Origin of the sequence: Psychrobacter celer (assembly GCF_016107555.1) — a bacterium.
Taxonomy (GTDB): Bacteria; Pseudomonadota; Gammaproteobacteria; order Pseudomonadales; family Moraxellaceae; genus Psychrobacter; species Psychrobacter celer.
This window is the reverse complement of the sequence record NZ_JABASU010000006.1, coordinates 48206-75199: the sequence shown is the minus strand read 5'-3', so window position 1 is coordinate 75199 and position 26994 is coordinate 48206. Positions and strand designations below refer to the sequence as shown.

27 protein-coding genes, 1 tRNA gene and 1 other RNA gene are annotated in these 26994 nt (G+C 46.5%); 11 read left to right on the top strand and 18 right to left on the bottom strand.

The genetic code is table 11. The annotated features are described in order from the left end of the window. Nucleotides 1–14: 14 nt before the first annotated feature. The 11 genes from JFC05_RS04785 to coaD form a co-directional block, all read right to left on the bottom strand. A complete protein-coding gene (locus JFC05_RS04785) occupies nt 15–2609 on the bottom strand; it encodes a capsular polysaccharide biosynthesis protein (protein ID WP_198335986.1) in 2595 nt (864 codons plus the stop codon). Nucleotides 2610–2691: 82 nt separating this feature from the next. Then, nucleotides 2692–4461 (bottom strand): polysaccharide biosynthesis/export family protein, encoded by a 1770-nt coding sequence (locus JFC05_RS04780; RefSeq protein WP_198335985.1) that lies wholly within the window; start codon nt 4459–4461, stop codon nt 2692–2694. Between the two features lie 71 nt (nt 4462–4532). Beyond that, entirely contained in the window at nt 4533–5648 is a 1116-nt protein-coding gene (locus tag JFC05_RS04775) for a KpsE/RkpR family capsule polysaccharide export protein (protein ID WP_198335984.1), read from the bottom strand. Next, nucleotides 5617–6288: an ABC transporter ATP-binding protein gene (locus JFC05_RS04770; protein ID WP_198335983.1), complete on the bottom strand. Its 672-nt coding sequence runs from the start codon at nt 6286–6288 to the stop codon at nt 5617–5619. The genes JFC05_RS04775 and JFC05_RS04770 overlap by 32 nt, the downstream gene beginning before the upstream one ends. Before the next feature lie 33 nt (nt 6289–6321). Continuing rightward, entirely contained in the window at nt 6322–7134 is an 813-nt protein-coding gene (locus JFC05_RS04765; protein WP_198335982.1) for an ABC transporter permease, read from the bottom strand. Nucleotides 7135–7381: 247 nt separating this feature from the next. Further along, a tRNA-Met gene (locus tag JFC05_RS04760) sits at nt 7382–7458 on the bottom strand. A gap of 173 nt (nt 7459–7631) precedes the next feature. Beyond that, an RNA gene (rnpB, locus tag JFC05_RS04755) (RNase P RNA component class A) lies at nt 7632–7988 on the bottom strand. Between the two features lie 86 nt (nt 7989–8074). Beyond that, nucleotides 8075–8800 (bottom strand): dethiobiotin synthase, encoded by a 726-nt coding sequence (gene bioD / locus JFC05_RS04750; RefSeq protein WP_198335981.1) that lies wholly within the window; start codon nt 8798–8800, stop codon nt 8075–8077. Beyond that, nucleotides 8797–10110: an adenosylmethionine--8-amino-7-oxononanoate transaminase gene (bioA, locus tag JFC05_RS04745; RefSeq protein ID WP_198335980.1), complete on the bottom strand. Its 1314-nt coding sequence runs from the start codon at nt 10108–10110 to the stop codon at nt 8797–8799. Before bioA ends, bioD begins: the two co-directional genes overlap by 4 nt. Nucleotides 10111–10221: 111 nt before the next feature. After that, complete coding sequence (locus tag JFC05_RS04740) at nt 10222–10470, bottom strand: YfhL family 4Fe-4S dicluster ferredoxin (RefSeq protein ID WP_198335979.1); 249 nt, start codon at nt 10468–10470, stop codon at nt 10222–10224. A 97-nt stretch (nt 10471–10567) separates the two neighbouring features. Further along, entirely contained in the window at nt 10568–11086 is a 519-nt protein-coding gene (coaD, locus tag JFC05_RS04735) for a pantetheine-phosphate adenylyltransferase (protein WP_198335978.1), read from the bottom strand. A gap of 223 nt (nt 11087–11309) precedes the next feature. On the opposite strand from coaD, the gene smpB reads away from it, so the two are divergent. Further along, on the top strand, nt 11310–11786 hold the full coding sequence (smpB, locus tag JFC05_RS04730) for an SsrA-binding protein SmpB (RefSeq protein WP_075101997.1): 477 nt from the start codon (nt 11310–11312) through the stop codon (nt 11784–11786). Nucleotides 11787–12037: 251 nt separating this feature from the next. Here smpB and JFC05_RS04725 read toward each other — a convergent pair whose 3' ends face one another. Together JFC05_RS04725 and JFC05_RS04720 are read right to left on the bottom strand one after the other, a co-directional pair. Further along, nucleotides 12038–12316 (bottom strand): EamA family transporter, encoded by a 279-nt coding sequence (locus JFC05_RS04725; protein ID WP_227697409.1) that lies wholly within the window; start codon nt 12314–12316, stop codon nt 12038–12040. Further along, the gene (locus JFC05_RS04720; RefSeq protein WP_198335977.1) at nt 12313–12654 is read right to left on the bottom strand and encodes a hypothetical protein; all 342 of its coding nucleotides are present in this window, start codon (nt 12652–12654) and stop codon (nt 12313–12315) included. The genes JFC05_RS04725 and JFC05_RS04720 overlap by 4 nt, the downstream gene beginning before the upstream one ends. Here JFC05_RS04720 and JFC05_RS04715 point away from each other — a divergent pair. The 4 genes from JFC05_RS04715 to JFC05_RS04700 all read left to right on the top strand — a co-directional run bounded on the left by JFC05_RS04715 (nt 12653) and on the right by JFC05_RS04700 (nt 17777). Continuing rightward, nucleotides 12653–13429, top strand: a complete 777-nt coding sequence (locus tag JFC05_RS04715) for a YidX family protein (protein ID WP_227697408.1) — start codon at nt 12653–12655, stop codon at nt 13427–13429. The two genes, JFC05_RS04720 and JFC05_RS04715, sit on opposite strands and share 2 nt — an antisense overlap. A gap of 242 nt (nt 13430–13671) precedes the next feature. Then, the gene (locus JFC05_RS04710; RefSeq protein ID WP_198335976.1) at nt 13672–16155 is read left to right on the top strand and encodes a YgiQ family radical SAM protein; all 2484 of its coding nucleotides are present in this window, start codon (nt 13672–13674) and stop codon (nt 16153–16155) included. A 361-nt stretch (nt 16156–16516) separates the two neighbouring features. Further along, nucleotides 16517–16936 (top strand): hypothetical protein, encoded by a 420-nt coding sequence (locus tag JFC05_RS04705; RefSeq protein WP_105244797.1) that lies wholly within the window; start codon nt 16517–16519, stop codon nt 16934–16936. Nucleotides 16937–17231: 295 nt separating this feature from the next. Continuing rightward, nucleotides 17232–17777 (top strand): 3'-5' exonuclease family protein, encoded by a 546-nt coding sequence (locus tag JFC05_RS04700; protein WP_198335975.1) that lies wholly within the window; start codon nt 17232–17234, stop codon nt 17775–17777. Between the two features lie 36 nt (nt 17778–17813). Here JFC05_RS04700 and JFC05_RS04695 read toward each other — a convergent pair whose 3' ends face one another. From JFC05_RS04695 to JFC05_RS04680, 4 genes are all read right to left on the bottom strand, one after another. Next, nucleotides 17814–18674, bottom strand: a complete 861-nt coding sequence (locus tag JFC05_RS04695; RefSeq protein ID WP_244658174.1) for a MauE/DoxX family redox-associated membrane protein — start codon at nt 18672–18674, stop codon at nt 17814–17816. A 244-nt stretch (nt 18675–18918) separates the two neighbouring features. Continuing rightward, nucleotides 18919–19632, bottom strand: coding sequence for a carboxymuconolactone decarboxylase family protein (locus JFC05_RS04690; protein ID WP_198335974.1), 714 nt, complete (start codon nt 19630–19632; stop codon nt 18919–18921). A gap of 58 nt (nt 19633–19690) precedes the next feature. Then, on the bottom strand, nt 19691–20692 hold the full coding sequence (locus tag JFC05_RS04685; protein WP_198335973.1) for an alpha/beta hydrolase: 1002 nt from the start codon (nt 20690–20692) through the stop codon (nt 19691–19693). 48 nt (nt 20693–20740) lie between these two features. Further along, a complete protein-coding gene (locus JFC05_RS04680) occupies nt 20741–21235 on the bottom strand; it encodes a (R)-mandelonitrile lyase (RefSeq protein ID WP_198335972.1) in 495 nt (164 codons plus the stop codon). Nucleotides 21236–21446: 211 nt separating this feature from the next. Between JFC05_RS04680 and JFC05_RS04675 the strand changes: the two genes are divergently transcribed. Continuing rightward, the gene (locus JFC05_RS04675; RefSeq protein ID WP_198335971.1) at nt 21447–22310 is read left to right on the top strand and encodes an AraC family transcriptional regulator; all 864 of its coding nucleotides are present in this window, start codon (nt 21447–21449) and stop codon (nt 22308–22310) included. 64 nt (nt 22311–22374) lie between these two features. Here the strand turns inward: JFC05_RS04675 and JFC05_RS04670 are convergent, their stop codons facing one another. Further along, on the bottom strand, nt 22375–23031 hold the full coding sequence (locus tag JFC05_RS04670; RefSeq protein ID WP_198335970.1) for an IS1595 family transposase: 657 nt from the start codon (nt 23029–23031) through the stop codon (nt 22375–22377). A 136-nt stretch (nt 23032–23167) separates the two neighbouring features. On the opposite strand from JFC05_RS04670, the gene JFC05_RS04665 reads away from it, so the two are divergent. From JFC05_RS04665 to JFC05_RS04645, 5 genes are all read left to right on the top strand, one after another. Continuing rightward, entirely contained in the window at nt 23168–24079 is a 912-nt protein-coding gene (locus tag JFC05_RS04665; protein WP_198335969.1) for a LysR family transcriptional regulator, read from the top strand. 125 nt (nt 24080–24204) lie between these two features. Next, complete coding sequence (locus JFC05_RS04660) at nt 24205–24552, top strand: RidA family protein (protein ID WP_227697406.1); 348 nt, start codon at nt 24205–24207, stop codon at nt 24550–24552. Nucleotides 24553–24598: 46 nt separating this feature from the next. Then, entirely contained in the window at nt 24599–25429 is an 831-nt protein-coding gene (locus JFC05_RS04655; RefSeq protein ID WP_198335968.1) for a PhzF family phenazine biosynthesis protein, read from the top strand. A 39-nt stretch (nt 25430–25468) separates the two neighbouring features. Then, on the top strand, nt 25469–25933 hold the full coding sequence (locus JFC05_RS04650) for a RidA family protein (RefSeq protein WP_198335967.1): 465 nt from the start codon (nt 25469–25471) through the stop codon (nt 25931–25933). Nucleotides 25934–25985: 52 nt separating this feature from the next. Beyond that, nucleotides 25986–26921 carry a nucleoside recognition domain-containing protein gene (locus JFC05_RS04645; protein WP_198335966.1) on the top strand — a complete coding sequence of 312 codons (936 nt, stop codon included), beginning with the start codon at nt 25986–25988 and terminating at the stop codon, nt 26919–26921. The last annotated feature ends 73 nt before the right edge of the window (nt 26922–26994 follow it).

The window sequence follows — 26994 nt, the reverse complement described above, 5'->3', positions numbered from 1 at the left end:
TTGTTGAGATAAGGTTAGTGCGGTTTATTACTTAGACGCTGTTGCCACTGATGGCGATACTGCATAAAACGCGTCGCGGCGCGGCGTTTTAATTGGGTAGGCGTTGGTAATAAAGCGCGCATAGGGCTCTTGGTGCTGGGAGTAATGAAAGCCTCTGAACTGGCCATCAAAGCATCGTCATCAGGCGGATACAAATAGTCGATGACCTGCTCCACTTGCGCCAGCCCATGGCCATTTGGCAGGCGATATAACGGGTAGCGAATCAGAGTACAATACAATAGCTGCTCAAGCGATAAAGGAGTGGCGCGATTACGTCTGGCCAGATATTGAGATTTTGGCGGCAGCTGCGCGTCGATATCTGTGGTCAGCCCCCACCCTGCATAAAACGGCAGACCATAACACGTCACACTCAAACCACGAAGCAGCGCCTCAAAGCCTGTCAACGAGCTGATGGTATGCACCGCATCGACCCCTTCTAGGCAGTCAGGCATCGCGGTATCATAAGCGACCGCATCTACCAGCTGTAAGCCATCAGCGCCTACCTTGCCAGCGCGCAGCCCTGCCTCCACATCAGGATGCGGTTTATAAATGAGATATGCATCAGGATTATCTTGCCTAACGCGCGCGATCAGATCACGGTTTTTTTTGATCATTGACCCGCAGTGCTGCACAGAGAGATCATCTTCTACTTGTCCAACGATGAGGAAGCGACGCTTGCCAGACTGCTTTGCCTGTATGAGCCAGCTGCCATCACGACTTGCCTGACGACTGATGCTCGCACCCACATTGTATTTACTGACTCGCTGGGTGAGCAGTTTGGTTTGTAGGTTTTGGACGCGCTGACGCTGCGACTGACTTAGCGGCTGACAGTGGCGTAGCAGCGTCTCCAAATCCGAGGGCGCGGTGGCGTCGTAATAGATGCCTTGTCTGTCTATCACCACAGATAAAGGCGCCAGTAGCGTTGCGCCCAGACCGTTGGAGCGGATAAAACCATCTTCCATACAGTAGATAGCTGGGCTATCTGCACCAAAACCTATCTGCTTGCGCTGGCGTTTTTGTTGTACCTGCTGCCGCTTTGCTAAGCCCCAAACCAGTAACGGCTGCTGATAATCCACCCGTAAATGATCGGGATGCAGCAGGTTTTTTAGGCGAGGTTTTGGTTTTATAAACAAATCGGTACGCGGCAGATCCACAAAAGCCTTAACGAATGGCAGCTTCCAGCGGCTAAATTCATAAACCGTCAAACGACCTGCCAGCTGCGACTGCCAGTGACGGTTGGTCACCAGCCACTCAATCGCCGCCTCTATGTCGCAAGCTTTGCTGCTCGCAGGATCGACATAGTGACTATAATCGACATAAGCGCTATAAAACAACACCTCTAAAGTTGCGCTCACGTTTCTCGCCATATTGGTTTTAGACGTCGTTTGAGAAAAAGCTGGTGGAAATAAGGCTGAATTAGGCTGTGGTTTGGACGGCGGCAAACCCTTCGCAAATTTTTGACGACGGTGCATGACAGTATGATACAAGCGTTTGGGCGCACCGCTATCATCTGTCAGCCCCCAGCCACTATACCAGTTGACCCCAAAACAATGCACCTGCTTGCCGAGCATCAGCGCCTCAAAACCCATATGCGAGCTGACTGTATACACATGATCGACCTGCGTCAGTAAAGCGATAGGATTGAGCACTTGTGTCAACACCTGCACATTTTTGGGTAGCTTGAGACCAGTCAGATAGCCTGTGCGGGCGGCAGGGTGTGCTTTTATCCAAATATGGGCATTCGGATGATTGCGGCAAGCGGCTTTTAGCATACGCCTAAACTGACGTTTATCTGCACCAGCTCCTTTGACAGAGGCATCGCCTACGACTTGATCGATTAATAAGATATGTGGCTGCCGAGGAGTGTTTGCGGTACTGGCGACTTTTCGCTTTGCCGCTTTACTGTTTGCCAACTCATTGAGTGAGGGGCAAGTCGTCACCGCATTATATTTACTCAGCTTTTCTGCACAGATGCGTGACATCAGCTGCTGAGCACGACTGTGATGCAGCGAATGATGCCCAGCACTGTCACGATTGTTATGAGTGTCAAAGCTGGTACGAGCAACGATAAGCTGCTCTAAGCGCGAGCTTTGGGTCAAATCAAAATAAATACCCACATCATCGACGACCACACTGACAGCATGGCGGCTACTGATGCCAGAGTCTAGTGAGCGTAAAAAGCCGTCTTCGATACTCAGCGCAGCACAGCTTTGTTTGCTGGCGGCTTTGTGGGCGCGCTGAAAGCTTTTTTTGCGTCCCCAACCGATAAAAGCCTCAGGCTGAGGCTTCGATATGATTTTGATCTGATTCTTGATACGGTTTGGTAAGGGCAACCTAGACATCAGTGATGCAGCAGGAGCCGTGACACCTTGTTGCCTTGCTGACCACGGATACCAGCGCTGAATATCAGCATGCAGCACTTGTGGCAGCAAAAGATTATTACGCTGCATACCTTTACCAATTACCGCCAGTTGCATCGGCTGCAAGCGCTGGGTTAAGGGCAAAAACAGCGTATCATCAAAGGCCGATATAGAGGCGCTTTTGCCTTCTTTTGTGACGCTGTTTGCCATTACTTCCCCTTGTCAATCAGTGATTTACCAATCACTGATATTTTAGTATAAACACCTTATTCTATAAAACGCCTATCAGTCGTTATAGATCCAGCACCACTTTTGCAGCGATGGCCAACTGATAGAAAATCTGCGACAGTCCGCGCGCAATCTCTACTCGCTTGGTCTTAACCTTTGGCAACACCATAATCTCATCGCCTTGCTGGATACGATAAGCGGTATTCACCACTTCGCTGGCGCCATTTTGATGGATAACCAAAATCTCTTTGGTATCTGCATTATCACCAAAGCCGCCTGAATTGGCCACATAATCGCCGACGGTATAATCTGGGTTAAAGGTCAACGCCCCTTGCGCGCGTACCTGTCCATTGACCGTAATCACAGACGTCTGCGCGGGGATCTCGATGACATCACCTTGCTGAAGGATAATGTCTTGCCATGAGTTTGGCACCACAACGATCTGACCATCTGGCTGTACATTTCGCGCTTTTGCCACAAACTGCTTGACCAAAGCGGCATCATCTTGACGCAGTGCGGCCTCTTCACGAGTCGTTGACTGCGTGGCAAGTGTCAGCTCTTCTAGACGATCAAGCGACTCATTGATCATGCGTTTTTGCTGCTCAGCGACTGACTGACGATAAATGGTCAAATGTGTCAACTTAGCCAGCGGGCTTGGCTGCAATTGCGGCACGATGTCTTTGAGACGGGCGCCATAAGGCACCACCATCGCGCCATTGCCCGTATGTGCTCCTTTCACCTGCACTGCAATCGTCCCAGCATAGCGATCTGAGGTCACCACCATCTGATCACCATTATAGACAGGCACGTTTTGCGCCTCTGCCAGTGAGTAGTACTCCGCCGTCTGGGCGCGGCCTGCACTGCGGGTAATACTGACGTTGGTGGCGTTTGCGGCAGGATTGGCCACTTGCAAGACATCACCGATGGTCAGATCGTTGACATCAAACTCAAATGTATACTCGTTTTGCACCTCACCACTCACGGCAAAGGTTTTTTTCTGCGGGGCCACTGTAATCACATCACCATCACGAAAGGCAAAAGGCTGCAACTTACCGGCCAATAAAAAATCATAAAGATTGACTTGCTGGAGCATTTGGCCATTGCGTTTGATCTGAATGTCGATAAAGCTGCCGCGTGTCGGGTCGACGCCGCCCGCTCTGTCGAGATAAGACAGCACCGAGTCCGCCGCCAGCCCGCCATAATAACCAGGCTGCTTGACAAAACCGGTGACAAATACTTTGACCGGCTGTGCTTGCTCTAAAGAAGCATAGACGCCGACGTTTGAGCGATAAATACGATTGACCGCGCTTTTGACTACGTTTTGTAAGTTGCCGTTTTGAACCCCAGCGATACGTACCGGACCGACGTTTGGCAAGAAAATATTGCCTTGTGGATCGACTGTCATGGTGGAGGCAAATTGATAAGCGCCCCACATGCGTACTTGGACATTGTCGCCTGGGTTTATCACATAGCTGTCGTTAAAGGTCGAGCCGGAGGTGGTCGAAAAAGCCCCGCGAAATAGCTGCTCACCAAACATCATGTCTTGGGTGTTGATGTCTTGGTAAGGGCGGGTGGTGTTAATAACCGACTGACTGGGCAAGCTGGCGGCATTCACCGCTTCTTGGCTGGTGGCCTGTCCAGGTACACCGCCAGCAAACGCTTGGGTTGAAACATTGATATTATTGCGATTTTGATCTTGGCTGGCATTATTGGCGCTTGTACCAAAGCTAGAGCCTGCCATTTGCTCGGCATAACTGACGGCGTTTGCTGACATGCTCATAGCAGCCATCGCCACACTTATCATCATCACGATCGCACGTGGTTTCGTATTCATGAATTATATTCCTTTACTGATCTGTCGATCATTAGTGATATCTGGTCGGTCAAAGCTGGCAGACCGCAAAACTAGCTACGATGATCGCGGACAACGGCCATCACCAAGCGCACAAAACCATAGAATATCAATAACAATATAAGTGATGTCCAAATGATATAAGCGCGGCGTGGATACAACGCTTCTTCGGCCTCATAAGGGGTTGAGATCACAATCAGGTTTTTCATCTTTTTAAAGGCTTCTAGGCGCGCCTTTTCAAGTGATGATAGCGACAGCTTATACAGCTCTGTGGCAAAGTCCACATCCGCTTTTATGGTCTCAAACTGCACCGCTTGACGGTTTAGCTTGGTGGTATTTGGCGAGGTCAGCTTGGTTTGCTCTTGACGAATTTGCGCTTCAATCGCTTTGATTTGGCTTCTGATCGACACCACTTGCGGCGCATCAGGATTGAGATAGCTAAGCAGTTGCCGCTCCTCAGTACGTAGAGAGCTCAGCTGTCCTTGTAGGCTGCCAATCAGCTGATTGATAATCTGGGCGTTGGCCTGCGGGTCATAAATCTCATTGGTGTTTTGATAGTTTAATAGCTGCTCTTTGGCGTCGTTTAGGCGATCTTGTGACTCTTCTAATTGGGTTTCGGCAAACACCAACTGATCACGCGCAACTTCTTGTGAGATACGGTTTACGAATTGCTCAGACTCGTTCAAGATAGTTTTGTTTAGCTCAAACGCGTAGCGTGAATCAAAGGCTTCTGTCGCCACCGACAGCACATAGCTTTGCTCATCGAGGTTGATGTGTACCCGCTTTTTGAAGTAATCGAGCAGCTCTTCTTGCGTGGCATCCGGATCAATCTCATAGATGGGGTCTGAACCATCGACATAGTATGCTTCGCGAAACTTAAACTTATTATCTAGCCGCTTCACCATATCATTTGACAGAATGTACTCTGTCAAATAGGTTGCATCTTCTTTACTGGTACTATTGACACCCAGTAAAGCTGATATGCCACCGCCAGACGGCACACTTGACTCGCTGACTTGCTTTACCACCACATCAGCGGTCGATATATAACGCGGATGAGCCAGCGTCATGACATAAAATATCACGAGCACCCAAGGCAGTATGACTAAGCCGATAAATAACGAGAGGTTAATTACCTTACTTTTTTGCTTTGTGGATATGCTTTTCATAAACCTCAATCGCTTCTGTTATATCATCAAAGACATGTGCTGTCTGATCCATTAATACAATACCAACATCACAACTTGCCGTTATATCTTTCAAGCTATGAGACACCATAAGTACACCTGACGTTTCTTTTCGTGCCTTCAATATTTCTCGAGACCTCTTCTTAAAAGCTGCATCGCCAACAGCACCTACTTCATCTAGCATGTAGTAGTCAAAATCGAACGCTAGGCTTAAGCCAAATACAAGCCTTGAACGCATACCTGACGAATAACTTCGTACAGGCATATCAAAATAACTACCTATATCTGCAAACTCTTCGACAAAACGAATTTTTTCATCGATATAGGCCCCGCTAGAATACAGCCGGCACACAAAGCGGACGTTTTGCCGACCCGTCAAACTGCCTTGGAAGCCTCCTGCCACGCCGACTGGCCATGAGATGGTAGAATCAGTAATGACCTCGCCATGGTCTGGCTCATCAAGTCCGCAGATGATACGCAGCAAAGTTGACTTACCCGCGCCATTACGCCCGAGCAAGCCAACGCTTTGCTTATCACCAATAGTCAGATTGAGATCTTTAAAAAGATAATGCCGACCTTTTTTTGTCATAAATGACTTAGAAATGTTTTTAACTTCAATCATTTACTTGCCTTTCTGTATACTTTAGCGCTTGCTCTAACGGGAGCGAATCATATCACGTTCTGCATATTTATAAAGCAAGAGTCCCAAAAAATTCACTGCAAACATCCACTCTAAAAAATATCCAATATCAATATGATAGGACGGATAGTTAGGCGCAAATGCATACTTTATCAACTCTAAATTATGTACTAATGGATTGTATAGTAAATAACTAAAATAGGGCTCTGGGACAATGTGTAATGGAAATATAACACCTGAAGTAAAATATAACACTGTAAAAAAAATAGATATTACTTTGGTAATTTCACCACCATAGTAGCCAACAATCATCATAATGAGAGCCGTACCTAAACTAAATAAGAAGAGCGTAACCCAACAGAAAATAACAATATGTAAATTACTAAAATCAGGAACTATCCCAAAAAAAGACAGACCCACTAGAAGTAGAATAAAAGTAAAAAAATAGATCACTAACTCTAAGAAAGAGCGTGCGATGATGACATCAACATGCTTAACTGAGCGATATACCAATAAACCTTTATTAGCCTCAACTGCCCCCAAGGCTCTTGTCGCTATCTTTTGGAACATCCGGAACGGAACCATACCAGCGACTAAAAACAGGGAAAAATCCATCCCAGGAACTAACCGCTCACGAATCGCACCAAAAATAACCAAAAAGATAAGCACTTGAAACAGGACTTCAAGCGGCGCCCACAGATAGCCCAGACGATAGCTACCAAAACGCGTCTGTAGCTCACGCATCAGCAACGCATGAAATGCCGCACCCATGACTTTAAGGCCACTACGGTGCTTGATGGGACGATAAGGAGGCAATTGTACAGACATGACGTTACAGGACTTTACCGAAAACAGTCCCTATAATAAGTAAGCAGGACATAAGTTACAAGAATTAATCTGTAAGTAAACTGATAAACTAATGATATAGCAAGAAATTCGTAAGCTCAATGGCTCTTTTATAAGTGGCTTCATGATAAAAAGCCCTCAGCCTGACAGAGTTTTTAAGTGATTTTAGGCAAAAAAAAACCAATCATGAAAGATTGGCTTTTTAAAACTGATTAGGTTTTATGATATATGGTGGCGATGGAGAGACTTGAACTCTCGACCTCACGATTATGAGTCGTGCGCTCTAACCAGCTGAGCTACATCGCCATTTAAGGCTCGGTATAATACCGATAGAGGTTGATACCGTCAACCCCTAATTGGCTTTTTTTGCAAAAAAAAATGAATTTTATTCAAATTAAGCGCAAAAACATCACTGCTAACTATACAAACGAAGCGTAAAAACAATGCTTAAACACAACGCTTAAAAAACGAAGCATAAAAAAGTTGGTAGACCGATAAGCCGGGTTCTGTCGTGGACGATCATTCCTCTAGGCGCATCATCGCTGATACGCTCAAGCAACCTACCCGCATCGAACGCGGGCCGCGCCATGCCGATGCCTATTTGGTCTTGCTACGCGTGGAGTTTACCATGCCGTGCACCATTGCTGGACACGCGGTGCGCTCTTACCGCACCCTTTCACCCTTACCTCGCTTGCGCGCGGCGGTCTCCTCTCTGCTGCACTGGTCGTCAGGTTACCCTGCCCAGCCGTTAGCTGGCACGCTGCCCTATGTAGCCCGGACTTTCCTCCCCTGCACATCTGTTGCCAGTGTGCAGCGGCGATCGCCTAGTCTACCAAGGGCGCCAGTATAGCAAACCCAAGGCTCATCTGGAAATATCTTTTGTGACTAATTTTGCCTCGTCAAATAATCGCTTGTAGCCGCCTCAGACAAAACCATTTGGTAAATACAAATCTGGCAGAGTGTGGCGTTGCTTATCTTGCTTTATATAGGGCAGGGTCAGCCAGTACGTGTCCGGATGGTACTGCTGCAGATGGTGCTGTAAAAACGCCATGGTACTCGTCGCAATCTCAGAATCTGTCTGAGCCGCATTATCATGAATGGGATTATAAATCACGCTATGCAGCGTTAAACCGCGTGCTTTGATGGCTTCAAGGCTAAGCAAAGTATGATTGATACTGCCAAGGCGACCCGAGGTCACCAAAACCACTGGATAGCCTTGGGTGGCAATATAATCTAGCGTCAGTAATTGCTCGGTTATGGGTACGAGCAAACCGCCTGCCCCTTCTAGCAACACCACATCGTAGTTTACTTGCAATTGCCGCGTCGCCTGAGTGATGACATCAGGGTCTAACACATCATCGGCCAGTCTGACCGCCAGATGCGGCGACGCTGGTTTTTTATAACGATAAGGGCATGTGGTGTGAGCAAGGTCACACGGCTGTAGCGGTACACCCATCAACTGGCGATGAGTAACAATATCATCAGCAATATTCATCTCACCACTGGCCAAATCAACCCCAACGCCCGTTTGTACCAGCTTTTGGGTGATGATATTTATGCCCTGCTGCATTAAGGCCTTAGCCAGTATACCGGTGGCGTAAGTTTTGCCAATGTCGGTGTCGATACCGGAGATAAATAGCACACTCATATAGCCGCTCTATTGGTGACACAAGTTTGATTTAAATAAAAGGTAACGACGGTCAGTAGTGACTGACATAGCGTCACCAGCTCATCATCCGTCATGACAAAGGGCGGCATGATATAGACCAATTTACCAAAGGGTCTGACCCAAATGCCATTTTTGATCAGTAAGGATTGAAAAACAGGCATATCGACCGCTTTATCCAATTCAATGACGGCGACCGCGCCCAAACAACGTACCTCTTTGACACCATCCAATGTCGCTGCTGGCGCAAGCTGCGACTCCATAACGGCTTGCATATCTGCCGTACGCCTCTCGATATCATAAGACAAAATCAAATCAATCGACGCACAAGCGACCGCGCAAGCCAGCGGATTACCCATAAAGGTCGGACCATGCATAAGGGCTGGATAGTCGCTATTGTGAATGGTATCCGCAATTTTGCGGGTACATAGCGTTGCGGCAAAAGTCATATAGCCGCCCGTTAGCGCCTTACCCACGGTCATAATATCGGGGCTGATATCGGCGTGCTCACACGCAAAAAGCTTACCACTACGGCCAAAGCCTGTGGCGATCTCATCGGTAATCAACAGCACATCATGCGCATTACATAACCGCCGCAGTAATTGCAAATACTCTGGATTATAAAAGCGCATGCCGCCTGCGCCCTGAATGACAGGCTCGATAATGAATCCGGCAAGCTGAGCGCTATGTTTAGCAAAAAACTGGGTTAATTCATCGCGCACGTCTTGCGTTAATTTATGTTCAAATTCCATAGGCGGCGCAGAAACAAAATGCTGCACCGGCAGCTGCTTACCGTATAAGCTATGCATGCCGTTGATAGGATCGCAGACGCTCATCGCATGCCAGGTATCACCATAATAGCCTGAATGCGTTGAGGCAAACTGGCACTTTTGCGGACGCTGAGCAGCAATCTGATACTGTAGCGCCATCTTTAATGCCACTTCCACCGCGATACTGCCGCTATCAGCATAAAAAATAGCATCGAGGCCTGCTGGTACGATGGAGAGCAGTTTTTCACCCAAGTCTATCGCCGGCTGATGGGTCAAGCCCCCAAACATCACATGCGCCATTTTGCCGAGCTGATGAGTCATTGCCGCATTGAGCACCGGATGGTTATAGCCATGCACGCTTGCCCACCATGACGACATGCCATCTATGAGGCGCGTGCCATCTTGAGTGACGATATAGATACCTTCGGCATGGTCAATGACGATATTTGGATAAGTGGGCGGCAAGCTGGCATAGGGATGCCACAAGTGCTGGTGGTCGAAGTCGCTGGTAGGCATACTCATCGTCCGCTCGCAAACGAAAAGTACGTATGTTGAAAAAAGTGTATGAGCAATTGAATATCCGTATTCATTATATTATTCCTAGGCTTTGTTGGGCAGCAGCATCTCAGCGCATTATTGACCAGTGATACGCTTGTATTTGGCCAATAAATCGCTTCCGCTCTCGATATGATCGGGGTCTTTTGGAATACAGTCGACAGGACAGATGACCACGCATTGCGGCTCATCGAAGTGACCGACACACTCTGTACACAGATCAGGGTCGATCACATATATATCATCGCCCTCAGAGATGGCCTCGTTTGGGCAAGCAGGCTCGCAGACATCACAGTTGATGCATTCGTCAGTGATTAACAATGCCATAAACTGCTCCTTATGTATGACTAATAACAAGCGCGTCAGATTACTCTGGCGAGTTTGGTGAAGGATAAAATAACTGTCAGCAGATAAACGGTGACGGCTAGTTAAGCGTGAGCTTTTTGGCAAAAGCTTGCGAGACACAAGGTGGCACAAATTTATTGACATCGCCGCCAAGCTTGGCAATCTCACGAATCATCGTCGATGAGATAAACGAGTAGTTTTGCGATGGCGTCAAAAACACCGCCTCAAAATTTTCATCGAGCTCGCGGTTCATATTGGCCAGCTGAAACTCATACTCAAAATCCGACATCGCACGCAGGCCACGCAAGACAGCAGTGGCACCTTGCAGGCGCATAAAATCCACGAGCAGACCTTCAAAACCCACCACCGACACTTGCGGCAAATCTGCAAACACCGTCTCGACCAAAGCCACCCGCTCCTCAAAACTAAACAGCGGTTTTTTGTGGTGCCCTGATGCCACGGCAATGACCACCTCATCAAATAATTTGGTCGCGCGCGTCACCAAATCGACATGGCCATTGGTAATGGGGTCAAAGGTGCCAGGGTATAAAATCTTGGTCTGAAGCTTTGAAGCATGGGCGGCATTTGCTGAATTCATAGCAGTGCTAATCTGGTCGTTAATGATACTGCACATGCTAGCAAATTTTGCCTACATTTAATACTTATCTGCTACATTTGTCCTAACAGCCGATTTACCTTTTGCCCCTTTGCTTTGCTACAATAAGCGCTTCGACTCATCTCACATAGTAGGCCCGCCGATGGTCTTGGATGAGGAATGGTAAGACAAGGATGCAGCGCACTGACATCCTGATGGAGAATTTATGTCAAAAAAAGCGAAAAAACCAGACAATCAAATCTGCGCCAATAAAAAAGCGCGGCACGAGTATTTTATCGAAGAAACCTTTGAGGCAGGCTTGTCTTTGCAAGGCTGGGAAGTCAAGGCCATTCGTGCAGGTAAAATGTCCATCACCGAGGCTTATATTACCTTTCGTAATGGTGAGGCTTTCTTGTTTGGTGCTCATATCCAGCCTCTGCTATCTAGCTCGACGCACATTAGCCCCGATAGCATCCGTACCCGTAAACTGCTGCTCAATCGCCGCGAGATCGACAAATTATATGGCGCGGTCAATCAAAAAGGCTATGCTTGTGTGCCGCTGTCTTGCTACTGGAAGCGCTCGATGGTCAAGTGTCAGATCGCCCTTGCCGTCGGTAAAAAGCAACACGATAAACGTAAAACTCTGAAAGACCGCGACTGGGAGCGCGATAAGCAGCGCGGCTTTAAGCAGCATTTGGATTAAATGCTCTGGCAGTGCTCTGCTCCTATCGAGCTGATAAACAGGACGATTTACCATCGCGTAAACCGTCCTGTTTTATTACATAGTCGATACACTCTAAAAATGTCATAGCGCTACTGGGATGCTGTTTTTAAATGTAGGTTGCGCAGCCTCTGTGAACGCAGCACGCAAGTAAAATTTATACCAGTAGCGCGTTTAAATTCATAACAGTTTTACATTCCGCTAAATATAAATATCACCCCAGCATACATGCGTTAAGCGGCAGCTTTTGTACCTAACGTCTCGTTTTTGGTACCGCGCAGCGGACAGATACCATGAAGCAGTAAACACACAATACCGAGCCAGATTAGCCCATAGCTATATATCATCGCCGACTCAAATGGATTGCCCAAAACCGTAATCGCCAAGATAAATAGCAGCGCCGGCTCTAGGTAGCGCATCATGCCGTACACATTAACCGGTAGCATTTGACTGGCATCGACGTTGGTTTTTATCGCCAGCACACTCAGCACGCCCAATCCTGCCAGCATCAAAATAATGTACGGGGCTTTAAGAGCCAGTTTGTGATGAACTTTACCAAAAGCGGCACCAAAATATTGCTCGACTGACAGTCAGGCTGATAATAGTCAGACCAATAACAGGCAGGACAATCGGTGCCAACAGCACTGTCATTTGCCGCCGCAAAACCTCTATTTGCAGTAGCAAAGTATTGGATAAACAGGGCAGGACAATCGGTGCCAACAGCACTGTCATTTGCCGCCGCAAAACCTCTATTTGCAGTAGCAAAGTATTGGATAAACAGGGTAGGATATCTACAGAAAACCACCGTCATCTCCCCACAACAATATCGCAAACAAGGAAGTGCGACCATGACCCCATCAAAAACCCCACTCTCTCATAAGCTGCAAAGCATGAGCGCGGCCGTGTACCTAAACGTATACCTAAACAGGTATCTAAAAGCCAGCTGTATAGGGCTATCGCTTGCAGCGCTACTTGCCAGCTCAGGCTGCGCTACCAGCGCACTACTAGAAAATGATCGTCATGTCAGCAGCCAAACCAGCAAAGAGATATTATCCGAAGATCAGATCGTCGCTTTTGGTCGCCCAGCTCAAGCGTTACCCAAAACGCCCAATGCTACCATGGTCATCGTCGGCGAAAAAAACAGCTATGTGTTGACGCAGGGCGGGACAGAGATGATCAGCTTACTGAGCACCCTGACACCCAAAAACATCCACGTCGATAATGACATGAGCTTTTATGTACCCGATAACGCTGGCGTTTTTCAAGGAGAGATGAAGCTGTCTTATGCCAAATTAAAAGACGAGTTTCAGCGCTCAGACTATCAGTTCTTTTTGCAAAATAATGGCCGTGACTGCACCACCACTAGCGACCAGCGCATCGATGCACAGCGCTTTTGCTTTAGCGTTCCTGTCAAAGGCGCTATCTATCCGCAAGTCAGCAATTTACGTTTGATTCAGTCCAATTACCGCTCACTGACCAAACCTTATACCGTCAGCTTTTATACACAAACAGAGCACGAGCAGGTCAATCGCCGCGGCCCTAATAGCGCCCAAAAACTGGTGTTACTGCCTTTTGCCTTAGCATTTGATGTAGTGACTTTTCCATTACAATTATTGGGCGATTAGCTTGTGTCTTTGACTAAAGCAGTCATGATTTTAAAACACGGTACAAGCCAGCGGTTTGGCGGCCGCCTTTACGCTCAACATTTTCTTACGCTATCAACAACTTACCCTTCGCTCATTAAAACGGCTTTATGACATCCTGAAGACAATTCATGTTAAAATGAGCGTTTTTTAATGAGCCGTTATTATTATTGATAAATAACGGCTTATTTTTTAGTGTCTCTTTTTATTTAACAGGTCCGCCCATGTCTGCCGATACCATCGCCCGCACCGCCTTTAAACAAGGCATCAAACCGCTTTATGATTATGACAAACACTGGGCGAGCTGCTACGAGCCTGCGCCTTATCTACCGATGAGCCGTGCTGAGATGGACGCGCTGGGCTGGGATGCCTGTGATGTCATTATCATCTCAGGCGACGCTTATGTCGATCACCCAAGCTTTGGTATGGCGATTATCGGTCGCTTATTAGAAGCGCAGGGCTTTCGCGTCGGTATCATCGCCCAGCCTGACTGGAAGAGCAAAGACGCTTTTATGGCGCTTGGCAAGCCAGTCTATGCATACGGCGTGACCGCGGGTAATATGGACAGCATGATCAACCGCTATACCGCCGATCGCAAGATTCGTAGCGATGATGCGTACTCGCCGGGCAATGTGGCAAACAAACGCCCGGACCGCGCCGCTATCGTCTATAGTCAACGCTGCCGTGAGGCCTATCCCGATGTGCCGATTATCCTCGGCGGTATCGAGGGCAGCCTTCGCCGTATCGCTCATTATGACTATTGGTCAGACAAAGTCCGCCGCAGTATTTTGATGGATGCGCGCGCTGATGTGTTACTGTACGGCAATGCCGAGCGCGCCATCGTCGATGTGGTACATGGTCTGTCTAAAGGCTATACGTTTGAGCAGATGAGTAAGCTGCGAGGCACAGCGTATCTACTCTCGCCGAGTCGTCGCCATTGGCAAGCAGATATGACTGAGGTCGCCAGCAACGATGTCGATACCGTCGGCCGCGTCGATCCAATCATCAACCCGTACGTGATGACCGAGGACGTTGATAGCTGTAAAATCGAACAAGAAAAACCATCGGACTCGCCAGTTGGGCAAGCCACGTCAGCAATGACAGGCACGGCTTCACAATACTCGCAGCAGTATCAAGGCTTCGTCGCCGAGCCCGTCACCAACAAAGTCTTAAATGCTGATCAAGTCGATACGGATACGCAAGTGGTGCAGATGCGTGGCATGGAGGCTGAAGATAATAAAGAGTATAAGCCAAAAACTGCTCTTAAACATAAGCTAAAAATGCCGCCACGTGATAAGACAGTGATTCGCCTGCCTGACTATGAGCACGTCAAATCAGACCCTGTGCTCTACGCGCATGCCAACCGTATCCTGCATTTAGAGACCAATCCCGGTAACGCTAGGGCGCTGGTGCAGCGACACAACAGCGGCGGTGGTAACTCACACAGCGCCATCGATGTGTGGCTAAACCCGCCACCGATTCCGCTGTCCACGGAAGAGATGGATTATGTGTTTGACCTGCCTTATGCCCGCTTGCCGCATCCGAGCTATGGTGACGCACGCATTCCAGCTTATGACATGATTAAGTTTTCGGTCAATATCATGCGCGGCTGCTTTGGTGGTTGTACGTTTTGCTCTATCACTGAGCACGAAGGCCGCATCATTCAAAACCGCTCAGAGGACTCCATCCTACGTGAAGTCGAAGCCATCCGTGATACTGCGCCTAACTTCACAGGTGTCATCTCCGATCTTGGTGGCCCTACTGCCAACATGTACCGCCTCAACTGCAAAGACGAGACCATTGAGAAAAACTGCCGCAAGCCGTCTTGTGTCTATCCTGATGTCTGTGAAAACCTCATTACCGATCACAGCAACCTCACCCAGCTATATCGCAAGGCCCGTGATATCAAAGGTGTGAAAAAAATCCTAATCGCCTCAGGCTTGCGTTATGACTTGGCGGTCAAAGACCCTGAATATGTCAAAGAGCTGGTCAGCCATCATGTCGGCGGCTATCTAAAAATTGCCCCAGAGCATTCAGAAGAAGGCGTACTGTCCAAGATGATGAAGCCGGGCATGGGCAGCTACGACGAATTTAAAGCCATGTTTGAGCGCTTCAGCGCCGAGGCTGGCAAAGAGCAGTATCTGATTCCTTACTTTATCGCCGCCCACCCTGGCACCAAAGATGAGGACATGATGAACCTTGCGCTGTGGCTAAAGCGTAACGGCTACCGCGCCGACCAAGTGCAGGCGTTTTATCCTAGCCCCATGGCGACCGCGACCACCATGTACCATACCCACAAAGACCCGCTACACAAGGTCAGCCGTGGGGGTGGTGATATGGACATCGTCAAATCAGGCAAGCAGCGCAAATTGCACAAAGCCTTTCTTCGCTACCATGACCCAAAAAACTGGGCACTACTGCGTAAAGCGCTACAAGACATGGGCCGTAGTGACTTGATCGGTAAAAATCGCGGCTGCCTGATACCGCCATATAACGCCCATCTAGAAGGTCGGGATGCGGCGCAAGACAGCTACCATTCTGCACGCAAAAAGAACAGCCGCGTCGGCAACGATTCGCTCAAACGCAGCAACCGCGCCTCTGAGCGCCCAACGACCAAAAATACTGGGAACAAAAATAGCAAAAAGCGCGTCAGTAAAGGCAACTTTCAGACGCAGCATACTGGCCTGCCGCCGCGCAAGACTAAATAGTCTGGACTATGGCTAGAGTGGACTATCCCAAGCGCTGTCTGAGCAAAACGCCTGTCGACTAATTGTCGGCAGGCGTTTTTTGGTAATTGTAGGGTGTTATATCGAATTAACTATCAAATGTGGCACTGGCGGCGAGCCGGTTATCACTAACGACTGTCCCGTAGCGTTACATTAGTCAGTGTTTACGTAACTTAATGAACATGTAACAAACAATTTCTAACACTCATCAAAGGCGGCTTTCGTTACCATAGCCCCTATATGCTTATGCCTATGCTTAATGCTTTGTTAATAATAAATACATGATCATTGTTATAGACGTCTTAAGACCTCTTATAATTTTGTTAAACATTTGGAGAATGCCATGAACACCCTAACCAAAATCGCCACTGCCTTACCTGCCCTTGCATTGCTAAGCGCCTGTGCCACGACCGCACCGACCACGCCAAACGCTGCAAATACGCCAGCATCAGAGAGCGTCACGGATGCCGCTTACGACCGTATGGCACCAGCACCTTATACCTGTACTGATGACAGCCAAATCATGGCAAAACAGTCTATCAATAAAAAACAAGTCATGCTAAACGCTACCATGCCTAAAGTAAAATGGGCAGAGCAGCCAATTATCCTAAACGGCGGCGTACAAGGTGACGTAGCCAGCTATATCAATGACTCAAACCCAGAAGCAGTCTATGCTTGGCATATGAAAGGTGACAAAGGTATCTTTGCCATCAAATGGGCAAACGGTAAAGAATATCAAGTAAACTGCCAGATCGGTAGATAATACTTAAGGTTCAGTCGTTAAGCTTTTGCGTTTAAACGACAGAAAACCAAAAAGCCAAACCAATAAAGTACATCAAAAACAGTCATCAAAAGATGGCTGTTTTTTTATGCGCATTAATAGTCTCTGTCAATGCCATGGTTGAATGTTCAACACGCCCTAATCAAACAACGAAAATAGCGCAGATAATATCGAGGTATTAAAACGTATTGAGGACACGCCCTAGAGAAGCCGAGCAAAAGCTGGCAAAATAGCACAACGGGCAATCATAACGACCAATAACAAAGAGGATACATCGATGGGAATGCGCTTAACGAGTATATTACTAGTGGCTACTGCTGGTTGGGCGCTAGTAGGTTGTGACCAGTCAACTGAGGTGGCTGACCCTGCGACTGAGCAAGCGGCAGTGTCCAGCGATGGCACTGCACAGACCTCAGCGCCTGCCGCCTACACCATCGATTGGTCGTCGGTCGCGAGCGGCGAAAAGCCTGCTCATCGCAGTACCTATGAGTACCCCTTTGCCATCGATAGCCAAAACGTCCTCGATTATGCCGAGTACTTCGATGTGGACGCGGCGACAGCGCAGCACAACCTCACTATCAGTATGGCAAGTAACGAAGCGCTATCCAAAGCCTTGGATCAGCTGAGCGAAACCTATGTCTCACATGAGCTGACCGATGGCAACGAGATGACACTGGTCATTCATACCACACCCGATGTCGCTGCCAGTCGCTATGACTATGTGTTATCAGACGACTTTGCCAAAGGGTTGGTATTACCTATTGTGATTAAACCAGATGGCAAAAAAGGCGACGCAAAAGCGCATGGTGAGATGGTGGAGTAGCTCGATATATTGGTTACGCATCATCAAACCACTTGATTATAATAAAGCGCGAATCAGCATATAACCACCCATACCGAACATCATGACGTTTTCGGTTAAAGAGATCGCGCCCAGTGGTACATTGCTATCGCCGCCCACGCAGGCGCATTTTAGCTCGCGCTTATCGATATAGACCGCTTTAATAACGGATACCCCGCCGATTAAGCCGATGATAAAAGCAACCAAACCTGCAATCGGATTGAGCCAAGGCTGATCGGCAAGCATAGCGATACCGGCAAACGCTTCTAAAAACGGATATACATAGGCGTAGCGTACCACGCGGCGCGCGAGTAAATCATAGCCCAAAAACCCAGTGGTAAACCCTTCTAAATCCTCAAGCTTTTTAATCGCCAATACACACATGGAGAGCGCGACAAACCACATAAGCGCCTGTATTGAAAAGACACTAACGGCAAATGCCCAGCATAATGCCAGTGTCATGAGTGCGGTAACAGCAAATATCGCAATAATGGGCGCGTAAGTGGTGTCGTCATCTGTCTCGGGTTCTTGATTGCCCAAAAATACTTGCAGATCATCATTACCACCAACGCGCTTGCCATCGATAAACGTCTGCGGCGTGGTCTTGACCCCAAGCGTGTCTTTGACCAGTGTATTCTCATCTTGGGTCGTGATATGGCGATCAATGATGTCATAGTCTGCGTGCTTGAGCGCATCAATTGATTTGAGGCCAAACGGACATAGATGGTCTGGCATCACCATCCGAAATATGATGGCAGACTGACCGCCCTTCTTTTGGATATGCTCGCCTTGTAGAGTGTCGATGAGATGCTGCACTTGCGGACTTTGGCTACTATCTATAGTGTCGGTATTAGATTTATTATTAGTATTGTCTGCCATAACGCGCTCCTTACGTTTTGCTTATTCACTGCTTGATCATAGTTTTTTTTATATTTGTGACTATTATCTTATAAGCGTCGGTAAGGGCGATCTGAATCAGTCTTGTTAACTTTGTTAGGTTTAATGATAAGTGGTTGGTTTTGGTTAGATATACAGAAATTTTGATTTTTACAAAATAGCAGCCTACTAAGAATACTTTAATAGGCCTTAAAACGATCTACCTTATGTATTTGTCAACTGTATATCAAAAAGCATCCGTTAACTTTTGACTGACGTCTTTTGATACTTTATCGTTCAGAACCTGTTCAATAGCTTGCAGTTGCTCTGTAGTAATGCCGATATTTTTGCTGATATTGACATGCGACTTTAATTGACTGTCCGTGCCTGTCATCGCTGCCAACATACTCACGGTAGCAATCTCACGCGCCTGCCAGCTCAATACATCTTGTGCAAAAATATCGCCGAATAAATGCGCTTTTAGATAGGTATCTATCTCAGGCGCAAAGTCAAATAACGCGCCTGTGACTGGCTGTCCGACCAGCTTGGTTTGGTTATCGCTGCCTTGCGCCAAAGCATCATACGCTGCTGGCAATGCCTGACTGCTTTTGCCCTCAGCATCATTAATACCTTGAGACTGTCGTTCATCCAGCACTGCCATAAACGTATTGAGTGCATTTAAGCTACGTGGAAAACCTGCATAAGCGTATACCTGTACCAATAATGATTTAATCTCATTAATTGTGAGACCTTGATTTAATCCCGCATTGAGTGCCTGACGCAAGGCGTCCATGTCTCCTGTCGCGGCAAATGCGGCGATAGGAATCAGCGCTTGTTGCTGCTGTGATAAAGCATTCATATTTTTTATCTCCGTATGTACTGTTTGGGGCGCTGCTTGCGCCAGCGTACCGCCAGCCAATGCACTGACCAGTAATAGGCTGACGCCAAGACGTTTATTCATGTTCTGTCCCTCTTTATTTTTATATCTTCCATTTGATGTTTAAAAAACACTATCTTATTTATGCAGACTGAGCTTCAGTAGTAAGGTTTTCTTTAAAAAACTGCGTTATTTTCTCAAAAGGAATGATGTCTGTACGGTCATACAGGTCCGTATGATTGGCATTTGGAATGATCAATAGCTCTTTTGGCTCAGCGGCTTTTTCATAAGCGGTTTGGCTAAAATAAAGCGAATGCGCGTTTTCACCATGAACGAATAAAATCGGGCGCGGCGAAATCTCATCAATGTACGTCAAGATGGGCAAATTCATAAATGATAATGGCGTGGTCAATGACCAAGCGGCATTAGAGTTGATGGCACGAGGATGAAAGCCACGCGATGTTTTATAGTAATCGGCATACTCCACCACAAATTGCGGCTCGCCGCCTTCTAGCTCCAAAGACTTCGGCCCATAAGCGGGCGCTTCGTTTTCGGCATCTTGCCAGCGCTGCTCACTAAGCTTGGCCAAGGTTTCAGTACGCTCATTGAGGGTCAAGCTGTCGTTATAGCCTTTTGCCATCATGCGCGTCATATCGTACATGGTGCTGGTCACGACCGCTTTGATGCGCTTATCCACCGCAGCAGCACTGAGCGCCATACCGCCAAAACCACAAATGCCCAAAACGCCAATGCGCTCTTTGTCCACATTCGGCAACAGACCAATACAGTCAACCGCGGCACTAAAGTCTTCGGTATTGATATCAGGCGAGGCAATATTGCGCGGCTCGCCACCACTCTCACCTGTATACGATGGGTCAAAGGCCAAGGTAATAAAACCCTGCTCGGCGAGCGTTTGCGCGTAGAGTCCAGAAGACTGCTCTTTTACTGCACCAAAAGGACCGCTAACCACAATGGCTGCCATATTGTCTGTCGCTGCTTTCGGCTGATACAAGTCAGCCCACAGGGTGATGCCATAACGATTTTTAAACGTCACTTTTTTATGATCAACGCGCTCGCTTTTGCTAAAGGTTTTGTCCCAAGCGTCTGTCGTTGCAGTTTGATTATCCGAGTCAGATGAAGTCATTATTGTTCCTTTGTCATGTTATAAATAGTAGGGTTTACCAGTATATTTTTAGTGGTTGGCGTCATGATATTGCGCGTCACTGACAGGCTCTAACCAATCGACGTTGTTACCATCCTCATCAGATCCTGTTAGCGCCAAATGGGTCATCGCGGTCTTACCATTGGCACCGTGCCAGTGCTTGATACCAGGCGGGCAAAAAATGACATCACCCACGCCGATTTTTTCAGCGGCTTTGCCCCACTCTTGCACCAGTCCTTCGCCTTCTGTGACCACTAAATATTGACCTTTAGGATGAGTGTGCCAAAAAGAGCGCGCACTGGCGTTAAAGCTGACATAGGCGCTCGTGGCATTGATGCCATCGGTGACTTTTGTCAGTGGCGTAATCGCCACCTCACCTGTAAAGTTTTCATCCGAACCTTCAATTTCTGGTAAATCGCTCGCTTTGGTGATGGTTTGCGTGTCGATATTGTTTTGAGTGTCCATTGCACTGGCTCCTATAGAGAGAAATGAGGTGATTAACAACGTAGCTAGGGTTATACGCATTGTTTTTCCTATCGTTTATGTTTTCATGGCTTAAAAAATAACGTAGGTTTAGTATAAAAACTGACGCCGCCGCACGCTGTCCCATTTCTCCTAGATACTTGCCTATTTCTCCAAACCGTCCTATTTTTAACTGATTTATGGCTTAAAAAAATTTACAATAACAACCACTTAAATAACGAAAAAATACGAATGATATAAAAAAGGTCGTTTTATGGAAAATAACTTAGCCGCACTTGTTGACGCACAGACCAAAGACACCAATAAATATGAAACGCCTATTAACGGCTTAAGTTTGCATCGCTGGGATACACCAACGGCGCCGACCAGCTATGTACTGGATGCCAGCTTATGCATGATTGCGCAAGGGAAAAAACAGGTCATCTTGGGTGAGGAAACCTACGTCTACGACGCCAATCACTTCTTGTTTACCGCGATTGATTTACCCGTCATTGCGCAGATTATTGAGGCTTCGCCACAAACCCCCTATTTAGGCGTTATTTTAAAACTTGACCCCTATGTTTTGGCTGAGCTGATGCTCGATGCGCACCTCTCTTTTAGACCCAGTAGCGATGACAAAAAAGGTGTGGCTATTGGAATGATGACGACGTCGCTCAGTGATGCGCTGGTACGACTGATAAAACTGCTGGACGCGCCGCAAGACCGCGCTATTTTAGCGCCGCTCATTATTAAAGAGATTTTTTATCGTTTATTGATGAGTCCGCAAGGCAATCGGCTCAAACGTATCGCCGCCGCAGGCACGACAGGACATCGTATTGTGCAAGCGATTGAGTGGTTAAAAATGAACTTTGCCACGCCATTTCAGGTCGCTACCTTGGCGCGCACGGTAGGGATGAGTACCTCAAGCTTTCATCAGCATTTTCGTGATATAACGTCGATGAGTCCGCTACAGTATCAAAAAAGGCTGCGCTTAACTGAAGCGCGGCGGCTATTAATGACTGAAAATAGCGATATTTCTTCAGCCAGCTTGCAAGTGGGTTATGAAAGTTTGTCGCAGTTTTCGCGAGAATATAAACGCTTTTTTGGTATGTCGCCCTCTGAGTATGTCAGACAATAGCTATGTAGCGGTGGGGTTCGCTTGCCTTTATTAATAATTATAAGGGGGCTGTAGTAGATAAGGATTAAATATCACACCATTTTCTCAGAATTTTCAGCTGATTAGATGGTGAGCCATAGTTAAATCTAAACTCGCACTCTTTTAAAAACAAATGGAAGTTCTTCTTATTAATCCCATTATACTTTCTGAGTGTTCGTTTAGACTGGTTCCAAAAGTTCTCAATACCATTGATGTGATTGTTTTTACCGCAAGTAAACTCTTTAGAGTGATTGACTCTAAAGTGTTTAAACTCGCTCACATCTAATGCATTGTAACTTCGATAGCTATCCGTATAAAAAAAGCTGTCAGGCTTGATTTTACGCTTAATAACAGGCATTAGAGTAGTCTGTTTGGTGTCTGCTACGACAATGGTATAAACCTTACCGTTTCGTTTTAGAATCCCAAATACGGCGGTTTTGCCAGCAGCCCCGCGACCTCTTTTGCCTTTGCATACACCGCCAAAGTAACTTTCATCTAATTCGACTTCACCATCAAAAAGATCATCAGCTTCTAATGAGAGATGGTAATCTATCACAAGTCTTATTTTATGGTAAAAAAGTGCAGCAGTGTTAGGCTGAATATCAAGTAAGTCTGCGGCTGTTCTAGCAGTCACTTCAGCGGTGAAAAACTCTAACAGCCTTTTCTGTGATTTTTTACTTAGTTTACAACGGGTTATCTTCATAAAAGTAGTCTAGCATAGTGCTTATCTACTACAGCCCCTAAATTTTTGTATTGGGCGCTTTCAAATTTGGTTTTAATGTATTAAAAAGCTTTAGCCAGCATATAATACTGTTTAACTAAAAAGCACGCTCTACATTATGAACATAAATAGTCAACATATTGACGAAATAACTGCCTTATTAGCGATTGCCTCTAATAAAACCTTTGCTGCGGCTGGAAAAGCTATTGGCAGACATCCTACTATTATTTCCAAACGTATTGCTTCACTAGAAACCCGTTTGGGTGTACGTCTGGTTGAACGAACTACCCGTCAAGTGCAACTCACAGATACAGGCAGACGTCTTGCTGAAAAGTACAGACTGGCAACCGACATGATACAGGAGGCGCAAGAAGAAGCGGTCGAACATACTCATGTTCTAAAAGGCAGATTAAAACTGGCTTTTCCCGCCACGATGGGGCGTTTGTGGTTGGCACCTGAAATCCCCAAATTTATGGCAAAGTATCCAAAATTAGAGCTGGATATTAGCTACAGCGATAATTATGTTGACCTTATCGAAGGTGGGTTTGATGCTGCGATTCGAATTGGGCACCTGACCGATAGTAGACTCATTGCCCGTAAACTGACAAGCCATAAACGAATTCTCGTTGCCTCTCCAGCTTATCTTCAAAATCATGGAACCCCTCTACAACCTGAACAGCTCCTTGAGCACAACTGTATTGGTAATCCCACGCTTCATTCTTACCCAATATGGCGTTTATCCGATGGCAAGCAGCTCACCATGATTCGCACTAATGGTACATTGTTGAGTAATGACAGTATTGCTATGCTAGAAGCAGCACGAGGCGATATCGGCATACTTGGTGCAGGAGAATGGCTTGTTGCGCGGGATATTAAGGCAGGAACTTTAGTGCAACTGATGCCACAGTGGCATTTCGATGGTGACGGTGGTATTTACCTAGTTAAGGCGTCACGCCAGCATGTACCAGCCCGCACAGAAGCGTTTGCTACTTGGGTCTCGCAGTTATTCCAATCTGTACCGTGGAAGTAGCTGATACTATCCTCACACGACATTAGTGCAAATTATGCATGAGTATTATGCATAATTGGGCTATTGCTTCTTATTATGCATATTGACACAATCATCTCCAGAAAATAAATCTAGGAGATATTGATATGCCACACCTTTCCCCCGCCATCAAAACAGGCTCATTGCTGTTCTTATCTGGTCAACTTGCATTCGATGAACACGGTGAAATTCACGGTGACATCGAAGCGCAAACCGCTTTAATTCTTGCTCACCAATTTAAAGTTTTGGCTGAATATGGCCTAGGCCCAGAAAACGTCGTAAAAGCTGGAGTATGGATCACTGAAAGAAACAATTTTCAAAAATTTGATGGTGCTTTTGCACGCGCATTTGGTGATCATTTACCAACCCGCTCGACAGTGGTCTCAGAGCTTGCGCTTAAAGAAGCACTGGTTGAAATCGACTTAGTGGCTTCGTTTGAAGCGCTTACCCGCTGATATTTTAAAATATTTTTGTAACCTCAGAATTAAGGAGAAAAATATTATGAATATTCAGCGTATCGCTGCATTTCCAAAAGGTTTAGAAGGAGGCAACCCTGCTGGCGTTGTTCTTTGTGAATCGATACCAGACACCATCACAATGCAATCACTAGCCGCAGAGATTGGTTATTCTGAAACCGTATTTGCAGCACCACATGATAATGGTTGGCGCGTTCGATATTTTTCACCAAAAGTAGAAGTGGATTTTTGTGGTCATGCAACCATTGCGCTTGGTGCCACTCTTGCTAAACACTTTGGGCAAGGGGTTTTTCACCTCATTCTAAACCATGCACAAATCAGTGTTGAAGGTTATTGCTCTGATAAAAACTGGGGTGCAGCCTTTGTTTCACCATCCACGCATAGTCGTCCCATAAGTCCCCAGTTGTTGACTGAAGCGCTCAGTTTGTTTGGGCTTACTGAGTCCGATTTGGATCCAAGAATTCCACCTGCGATTGCGCATGCGGGTGGTGATCATTTGATACTGGCAGTCAATGATAGACGAACTTTGCAAGCAATGCAGTATCACCAAGAAAATGGACATCACTTATCGGTTCAAGAAAGTTTGGTGACCTTCAATCTTATTTACGCTGAGCAAGATCAAATTTTTTACTCACGCAACCCATTCCCAGTAGGCGGTGTATTCGAAGATCCAGCAACTGGGTCAGCGGCGGCGGCATTGGCTGGGTATCTTAGAGATATCAACTGGCCACATTCAGGCTCTATTATGATTTACCAAGGGGAAGATATGGGTATGCCCTCATGTCTAACTGCTGAGATATCACCTCACATGGGCGCTGGTATCAAAGTATCAGGTAATGTACGACCTATCATATAGTCGATTCATTGAAATCTCCTAATGACTGAGAGTTAACATATGACAGTATCACCAGAAGAAAAGCTTGATTCCCTCAATATCATCTTACCTCCTCCTCCCAAGCCAGCAGGTCAATACCAGCCTGCATACCTAGTTGAGAACGTACTTTATCTGTCTGGACAAGGACCAAGAAATGAGGAGGGTCAGTTTTTAACAGGACGTTTGGGTAGTGATATTACGGTCTCGGTGGGCTATAGCGCGGGGCGTAATGTGGCACTGCAAATACTGTCCATTGCAAAAGATACCTTAGGAGATTTATCACGTATTGACTCAGTTATAAAGCTGTCTGGTGTCGTGAATGCTTGCGATAGCTTTGTTGACCACGCAAAGGTTGTCGATGGTTGCTCTGATTTACTGGTTGAAGTTTTAGGCACAAAAGGTCATCACACTCGCTCAGTTATGGGTGCAAATGCTCTACCTTTTGGCATGATCCTTCAAGTTGATGCCATTTTATTAATCAAATAACGCTATTTCATTTATACATCTGTCTCAATAAGAGGTATCTCAGGAGTTTTACATGTCGCTCATAGAAATCATTTTAGCTTCAGGGCGCTCCTCCGTTGATATTGCACTTTATACACTGCTTCCTATCATGATTGTGATGCTATGTATCATGAAAGTCATTGAGCAAAACGGTCTCATGGACATTATCGTCAAAGCGCTCAGTCCGCTTTTAAAGCCTTTTGGTCTAACAGGAATAAGTACCTTTGCCCTAATTCAAATGAATTTTATCAGCTTTGCTGCACCACTCGCTACCCTCACGATTATGCAAAGTAGAGGCGTCTCTGATCGGCACTTAGCAGCAACCTTAGCGATGTTATTGGCTATGGCGCAAGGTAATATTCTATATCCGATGATTCCTCTGGGTCTAAACTGGACAGCAGCAATCGTCTTTTCTATCATCGGTGGCTTATGCGCTTCATCAGCAACTTGGTATCTGTCAGGGCGTATGCTATCCGATGAGCATCCTGATACGTCAGAACAATTATTTGATAAAGACCCTTCTGATAGTAACTTTATGAAAGTAATCAATGATGCGGGTATCGAAGCCATACGCTTAGCCGTTGGTGCTATTCCAATGTTAACTTTATCTATTACGATAGTAGGTATTTTAAGAGAGGCTGGGGCAATTGTGATGTTAGAACAAGCGCTGTCTCCCCTGTTATCCGCTACAAATACATCTTCAACATTTATTATGCCCACATTGGCTAAATACGTAGGTGGAGGAACAGCCTATTTAAGCGTTGCAATTGACTTGGTTCAACAAAAAGAAATGTCAGCGACCCAAGTTAATACTTTTGCAGGGTTTTTGGTAAATACGTTCGACTTACCAGGAATAGGCATATTTTTAAGCTTAAACCATCGGTTTATACGATTGATAAAGTATGCCGTTCCAGGAATATTGATAGGAATTTTAGTGCGAACTTTACTGCACTTTGCTGTTTTTAGTTAGCTCAAATGGTATTTCCCTTACTTTCTCCACAACATTAAAGACTGAGAAAAATACCATTTAACATTGACATTAT